Here is a 6,772-nt window from a genome sequence, read left to right on the forward strand (position 1 = left end):
TCTTCAGTTATAGAAGCGGCTAGTATTGCGTCAGCTTTTTTGTTTTTAACTAAACCCAAGCAGCGTTTTCATGGCAATAATCGAATATTAGCTGTTACGCCAAGCTTCTGAAATACTGATAACGCAACTTCTACGTCGGTTCCCACCACTTTATTATCTTCTTCATAGGCAAATGGAGGCCATGGATCTGTGACAATGTCTATTGCTTCATTTGCCCACGCCAACTGTACACAAAGTAAAGCAATTATGAACAATAAGAACTGATTTACTGACAACTTCATATCTGCCCCTTGATCATCAGTGTAGAAAAATTCCAGTTACTAGCTTAGTTGAAAACCCCCTCTTAGGAAACTTAACGATGCCCCTATGAGGCCTTGTTAGCTGCTTTTTGCATACTTTGATTTTAACCGTTTATGACGATGAGCAAATATTGATTGAAATACTGGTTTAAATAAATAACCTAAAAAGCCTAATTTACTTTTGAAATAAACGACATCTCTTATTTTTGCCCCTGAACCATCAGCTGAAATAGTTTGCTCATGTGACCACACATTATTGAGCATAGTTTTTGATGATTCGATAAAACCCATGCTATTGACCGATCTAAATTTAAATCGGTGTAAATCAACCGGGATGAACCCAAATAATAAGATTATGCTCGAAAATATATCGTCATTTACTGGCCACTCAGATATTGGTTTTGCCGGCCATTGTTGAGGGGCCGACATTTTTAATATGGGAGATAACTCGTAATTAACCCCCGACATGACCAATAGGTCTGCCGATAAATTTTCGGGGCAAACTGGCAACGATATTTCCATTTCGAATTTTGGCATGAATTTCCTTATTAAAGCTCACGGAGTTCCACAAGATTGCTTGGTTATGTTTTTAATATATTTTTTCCAGTAAATACCATAGATAGCTATTGGGATAACAAACTCTAAAATCATCGCCGGAATTAGAACACTAGCTGGAGGTCCTACGGACAATATTGAAATTAAACGGCCAAGCCCACCAATAAAAAATACCAAAGCAATAGATGGAATGAACTTATATTGAGCCTGAATATTTTGAGCGACCCAAAAGCAAAAGGCCCCATAAGCTAACCAGAAAACAGAGAAAAATCTTAATTCGTTATCCACTGTTGCTTCTGCACCTCCGGTTGAACCCGGAATTGCGGAAGCACCACCAAATAAGACATTTAACCCAGTTATTGCGACGACTAAAGCTAGTGCATACAAGATGTATTTTAGTGTTGATTCCATTCAATTATACCTCGATGTTGAAGTCTATTTTTTGCCTAACGCCCCGTTAACCGGGCGAGCGGGAGGCTAGTCCTGCTGAATGCTTCGTTAAATTATTTTTCATAGTGGTAACGGTAAGATATAATTATAAGTTTATTATCGTCAACAACATATACCAACCGATTACTGTCATCTATGCGGCGAGACCAGAAATCAGCTAGGCTTTCTTTAAGAGGCTCAGGTTTACGTATACCCATCAAAATGATGACGTTGAGTATCGGGTATGAGCTTGTTGATACGTTTAAGTGTTTTCTTGTCTTGGCCTTGCCAGTAAACATAATCTGACTACGCCTCCGTAGTCGATGCTAATATTTCAATCATCGAGCAATCCATGCTCCTCTGTTTTGCCTGCACGATATTGCTGGATTGATTTACTTAGATGAGCGGCATTTGCAGGACTCTAGAGTAAATGCACTGGTTAGGCATTTTAATCGTCAATTAACAGATGCCCAAAATAAGAGAACACACCTATCATAACACCTGTGAATAGTTGTGCATGTACAAGATAGGACAATTTTTTCAACTCTCTTGGAGAGTATCGCCAGCTGATAAAAATACCGAATAGCCCTTGCCAGATTACTAGTGCGAGTACCGCAGGGAAAAAAAGAATATGCATTGGTAAACCCATTAAAGCGATGTGCAGAAGTATTATAGCCACCGCACCGATACCGAAATATACATGCGTTCTATTTAATAGATTGATCAAACTATCTATAAGCGGCGGGTCAAGCTCTATACTGTATTCTGGTAAGAGCCTTTTAGCGATAGCCCCTTTTCCAAAAAACAATTTGATTAGAGTTCTGGCGTAAATGAATACGAGTAGCCATAAACCAATCTCTCCTAACCCTTCACCTATTTCAGCTAAAAATGTTTCACGCTCTTCAACTGGCGGGTAAAGGCTAAGGGCGTATATATAATATCCAATTGATAAGGCTACAGTGCTTCCTGTAAAAATAAGAATCTTTTTTAAACCCGTAGATACCGATTTCATTGTTTCATATTCCTAACGCCTACATTTGTGGCCGAACGAAGTGAGGTCCGGCCCAGCCGTTTTTTGGCTGGGCGATGCAAGATGGCCTTGTTACACGTTTTGATAGTTTGATACCTCGATAAGGTTGCCGTCAGGATCTCTAAAATATACTGACTCAACTTTACCTTTTGCACCTGTACGGCTTACTGGCCCCTCGATCACTGTAACGTCACAACTGTTTAAATGCTCGATAGCACTACCTATCGGGGTGGTAATAATAAAACATAAATCAGCATTACCTGATTTAACATTATTCGCTTTAGGTTCGAATTCACTGCCCAGTTGATGGAGGTTTATTTTCTGATTGCCAAATGACAACGCAACTCGGGACTCACCGAATATAACTTTTTCCATGCCCAATACTGATTGGTAGAAACTTACACTCTCCTCAATATCTTTGACGGTTAAAACTAAGTGATCAATTCTATCTACTTGCACAATACACCCTGTATTTTTTACATGTAACGCCTTTAGGTGCGGCTTGAACCCGAAGGCGAGACCGGTTGAACGCTTGGTTAGCTTCTATTTTCGGAAGATAGTAAAAACTTTCGTAAATCTCTTTCTTGCCTCAATACGTGAAGGATATAGGCTGAGTCGCTATCTACTTTGTAGAAAACACGACAAGGATTTACTACAACTTCTCTATAATTTAGAGTCGAAATTTCTTCAGGTACTCTGCCTGAGTCAGGGAATTGTTCGAGCCTCTGCACCTTGCTGAAAACGTTTTCTACTAGCTGCCTCGCAGCGTACGGATTACTAACTTCAATATAATCTGCAATATCGTTCAGATTAATTAATGCTGGCTCAGTCCAGATTATTTGAGCCATTTACTCATCTTCTCTTTAGCTTGCGACATGTCCATTGTTCGACCTTCACGGATTGCCTGTTCGCCTTTCGCGATACCTTCCAGGATTTTCATCCGATCTACCATCAACTCATAATCAGCCACATCAACCAAATAGGCTGATGGCTGGCCATGTTCAGTTATAAGAATAGGTTCTTTTGACTCATGCAGATCTGCAAGCAGTTTCGTTGCTTGTCTCTTTAATGTAGTAACGACTTCAGTTCTCATAGTGACACCTTATATTAAAATGTATCACTATAGTATCACTCGAAATCAAAAAAAACTAACGCCTTATGCAGAGGCGAGTGAAACGAGTCCAGCCCACGGCCCTTTGTGGGCGTTCTTTGATTGCCTTGTTAAGGCTTTTAATTTATATTGTACGGTAATTCCGTACATTTAATTGGTGATTATTATGGATAGTGTAAGTGTTAATAAATTTAGAGACAACTTGAAAGGCTTTGTAGAACAGATAGTTGGGAACCATGAGCCCTTAAAGGTAACTAGGCGAGCCGGTGACGATTTTGTTGTGATGAGTGCTGACGACTGGGAAAGAGAGCAAGAAACCTTATATGTTTTGCAGAATACTAACTTGATGAAGCAAATCGCTGACTCGGTAAAAACACATACTGACAATGAAGGTTATAAGCCAAGCAAGGAGGAGATGAGTGAGATCACTGGTCTTTGAGGGAAATACATGGCAAGAATATGAAACCTTAAGAGAAAACGATAAAAAGCTATATAAGGTACTGTGCCGACAACTTAAGGAAATGCTGCGTGGTAACCCTGCCGAAGGAACGGGAAAACCAGAACAACTTAAGCATAATTTATCGGGACTTTGGTCGAGACGTCTAAGCCAGAAAGACCGGTTAATTTATAAATACGACGATGAGTATATTTACATTTTTGCTATTGGTGGGCACTACGGCCAACACTAATAGGCCTTAACGCCCGGCTCACCGAGCAAATTTTATTGGCGGCATTTTTGGAACAAAAATGGTGACACTAAAATTTGTCCGGTGGAGCCGCTTGTTAAATGCTTGGATATGGAATAGCATAACAATACATATAAACAATGCGCATTAGGAGCAAATACCATGCGACCAAGTTTTGACCAGCAAGCGCCTAAGAAAGCTACTAACCTAACAGTAAACAGTGACCTTTTAAATCAAGCTAAAAGTTTGAAAATAAACTTATCAGCGACACTTGAACAAGCCTTGATTGTTCAAGTAAAAAAAGCACAACGCGAACAATGGCTTAAAGAAAATAAAGATGCTATTGACGAGCTGAACAAGTTGAGTGAAGAGAATGGTTTATTTTCTGACTCATTCAGGAGCTTTTAATGAGCCAATTTACGCTTTATTTGAACAAAGACAAAAGCAGTAAAAAAACATACCCCTATTTTGTTGATGTGCAAAACAACTTACTAAATGACTTGAATTCAAGACTAGTTATCCCGTTAACCCCTTCGAAAAAAGTTAACGAAAAAGTAGCTCAGAAGCTATGTCCTACAGTTAGAATTGAAGGAGAGGATTTCGTCCTCGTTACCAACCAAATGACAACTGTGCCTAAAACGCTTCTGAAATCCGAAGTAGACTCTCTAGAACATTATCGCTACCAAATCATTGATGCGATAGATATGTTGATTACTGGCATTTAACGCCAGCCGTAACCGGCGCATTTGTAGTGAGCAGCGCGAACGAAAAATGCCTCCGAGTTTACGGCATTGTTAGGTTTCGAATGCAATCTCTGCCTCCATAAACGTTACGGTACTTCCGTACAGTATGACTCGGTCGGCTTTGACTTCGCATGTAAGGCTGCCACCACGCTTAGAGACTTGCTTGGCGCTTAAAGTGCTTTTCCCAAGTTTACCAGCCCAGTACGGCGCAAGTTTGCAATGCGCTGCACCAGTAACGGGATCTTCGGGGATGCCAATTTTAGGAGCAAAGAATCTACTGACAAAATCCACATCGGAGCCCGGTGCGGTAACGATTACACCGCGAAAATCGAGTTGGCTAAGCAAAGAGTGGGTTGGTGTGATGGCTCGAACGATTGCCTCATTATCAAACACAGCTACGTAATCATCCGCGACCAATACCTCAATGGGGCACACACCAATGGCTTTAACCAAAGTTTCGGAAACCTCACAAGGAGTTAGTGCTAGCGCCGGAAAATCCATTTTTAGTTGATTGCCATCCTTTTCCACGCAAAGGTTGCCGCTACGCGTCTCAAAGATAATCGTTGGTTCAGTATGACCAAGAATTTCAAAGATGACATGAGCCGTTGCCAATGTGGCATGCCCACATAAATCAACCCCCTTAACAGGACTAAACCATCTTAAATTAAACCCAGTTTCTGTGGGCACGAAAAATGCTGTTTCAGATAAATTGTTTTCTTCTGCGATGGCTTGAAGCAATTCATCTTTCAGCCAGTTATCCAATGGACATACTGCCGCCGGGTTTCCCTCGAATGCACGGGTTGCAAAGGCATCAACTTGGTATTGTTTTATTTTCATATCCGATACTGTGTGATAAAAACCTAACGCCGCAATAAAGGGCGAGCGGCGCGCAGCAAAGCGAGTCCAGCCCACGGGCCCTTTCGTGGGCGATCTTTGATTGCTTGGTTATGTACTGTTGTCACGGAAAGGCCTCGATAATAGTGAGAATACCAACCAAGTTAAATATACAAATACTAAGTAAAAAATGCTAAATACAGACCCAAGCGCAAAAGTAGTGACCTGTGAACCTGTATGGACAGTATCTATTGTTGTTTGATGTTCTGGACCAATTTGAACATTTTCAGGTTTTGGTAACAAAGCTGCCACATCACTTTCTGAGAAAAACGCAATATTTAACAACCAATACGAAAACACCAAGAGAGTTGAGAATAATACGATACCAAAACGCTTGAATCGACCCTTTAAGTACTTTGAATTTAAGAATTGTAATATGAATGGGAATGTTAGAAATATTGCTAACAAAGCCACATAAGGTTGAAAGAATGTAAAAATAAGCTCGAACATTGTGACTAACTACTTTTCCTTGTATGTACATAGACATAATGACTCCCCACGTCCCAAAAGAGTGCTGACCTCCTATCGTGGGTTAGCAAAGCCAGAGCCATAATATATGTGTCATACCATATAAGCGGAGGCCAGCACCATGAAAAACAATACCATAATTTTTGTCGGATTGGACACCCATAAGGAGTTCACCGAAGTCGCATATTGCGAAGATCAACGAGGCTCAGAAGTAAAACACCTTGGAAGAGTTTCTTCAGCCAAAGTATCACTTACCAAGATGGCGAGACAGTTTGAAAGCAAATACCCGCAGGCTACCCTGCATTTTGTTTATGAAGCAGGCCCCTGTGGCTACTGGATTTATCGATTGCTGACAAGCTTAGGCCATTGTTGCTATGTTGTTGCGCCATCACTGATTCCAAAGAAACCCGGACAACGCGTGAAAACAGATAAACGCGATGCACAAGATTTAGCTCGTTTGGTTCGTAATGGCGACCTTGATCCGATTTACGTTCCTGAACCCGCAGATGAAGCAATACGAGATCTATCTCGAGCACGTGAGCGTGCAATGCATGATT

12 protein-coding genes and 1 pseudogene are annotated in these 6,772 nt (G+C 40.8%); 5 read left to right on the forward strand and 8 right to left on the reverse strand.

What is annotated here, in order from left to right:
* Nucleotides 1–377: 377 nt before the first annotated feature.
* The 7 genes and pseudogenes from A3729_RS12215 to A3729_RS12245 form a co-directional block, all read right to left on the reverse strand.
* Nucleotides 378–836 carry a hypothetical protein gene (locus A3729_RS12215; protein WP_068516631.1) on the reverse strand — a complete coding sequence of 153 codons (459 nt, stop codon included), beginning with the start codon at nt 834–836 and terminating at the stop codon, nt 378–380.
* Between the two features lie 18 nt (nt 837–854).
* Nucleotides 855–1,265: a DUF4345 domain-containing protein gene (locus tag A3729_RS12220; protein WP_068516633.1), complete on the reverse strand. Its 411-nt coding sequence runs from the start codon at nt 1,263–1,265 to the stop codon at nt 855–857.
* 92 nt (nt 1,266–1,357) lie between these two features.
* Nucleotides 1,358–1,586 (reverse strand): annotated as a pseudogene (locus tag A3729_RS12225) (Txe/YoeB family addiction module toxin); the annotation flags it as partial.
* Between the two features lie 145 nt (nt 1,587–1,731).
* Nucleotides 1,732–2,295 (reverse strand): hypothetical protein, encoded by a 564-nt coding sequence (locus A3729_RS12230; RefSeq protein WP_068516636.1) that lies wholly within the window; start codon nt 2,293–2,295, stop codon nt 1,732–1,734.
* Nucleotides 2,296–2,385: 90 nt separating this feature from the next.
* Nucleotides 2,386–2,772 (reverse strand): VOC family protein, encoded by a 387-nt coding sequence (locus A3729_RS12235; protein ID WP_068516639.1) that lies wholly within the window; start codon nt 2,770–2,772, stop codon nt 2,386–2,388.
* Nucleotides 2,773–2,849: 77 nt separating this feature from the next.
* Nucleotides 2,850–3,161: a type II toxin-antitoxin system RelE/ParE family toxin gene (locus A3729_RS12240; RefSeq protein WP_068507613.1), complete on the reverse strand. Its 312-nt coding sequence runs from the start codon at nt 3,159–3,161 to the stop codon at nt 2,850–2,852.
* Entirely contained in the window at nt 3,149–3,406 is a 258-nt protein-coding gene (locus A3729_RS12245; protein ID WP_068507610.1) for a type II toxin-antitoxin system Phd/YefM family antitoxin, read from the reverse strand. Before A3729_RS12245 ends, A3729_RS12240 begins: the two co-directional genes overlap by 13 nt.
* 184 nt (nt 3,407–3,590) lie before the next feature.
* Between A3729_RS12245 and A3729_RS12250 the strand changes: the two genes are divergently transcribed.
* The 4 genes from A3729_RS12250 to A3729_RS12265 all read left to right on the forward strand — a co-directional run bounded on the left by A3729_RS12250 (nt 3,591) and on the right by A3729_RS12265 (nt 4,835).
* Nucleotides 3,591–3,863: a type II toxin-antitoxin system Phd/YefM family antitoxin gene (locus tag A3729_RS12250; RefSeq protein ID WP_068516643.1), complete on the forward strand. Its 273-nt coding sequence runs from the start codon at nt 3,591–3,593 to the stop codon at nt 3,861–3,863.
* Entirely contained in the window at nt 3,844–4,113 is a 270-nt protein-coding gene (locus A3729_RS12255) for a Txe/YoeB family addiction module toxin (RefSeq protein ID WP_068516648.1), read from the forward strand. The genes A3729_RS12250 and A3729_RS12255 overlap by 20 nt, the downstream gene beginning before the upstream one ends.
* A 159-nt stretch (nt 4,114–4,272) precedes the next feature.
* Complete coding sequence (locus A3729_RS12260; RefSeq protein WP_068516651.1) at nt 4,273–4,518, forward strand: type II toxin-antitoxin system CcdA family antitoxin; 246 nt, start codon at nt 4,273–4,275, stop codon at nt 4,516–4,518.
* The gene (locus tag A3729_RS12265; protein WP_068516653.1) at nt 4,518–4,835 is read left to right on the forward strand and encodes a CcdB family protein; all 318 of its coding nucleotides are present in this window, start codon (nt 4,518–4,520) and stop codon (nt 4,833–4,835) included. The genes A3729_RS12260 and A3729_RS12265 overlap by 1 nt, the downstream gene beginning before the upstream one ends.
* Nucleotides 4,836–4,904: 69 nt before the next feature.
* Here the strand turns inward: A3729_RS12265 and A3729_RS12270 are convergent, their stop codons facing one another.
* Complete coding sequence (locus A3729_RS12270) at nt 4,905–5,765, reverse strand: PhzF family phenazine biosynthesis protein (protein ID WP_369808642.1); 861 nt, start codon at nt 5,763–5,765, stop codon at nt 4,905–4,907.
* Nucleotides 5,766–6,336: 571 nt separating this feature from the next.
* Here A3729_RS12270 and A3729_RS12280 point away from each other — a divergent pair.
* On the forward strand, nt 6,337–6,772 hold a 436-nt coding region (locus tag A3729_RS12280), incomplete at its 3' end, for a transposase (RefSeq protein WP_156497921.1).

The sequence above is a fragment of the Oleiphilus sp. HI0043 genome, from assembly GCF_001634935.1.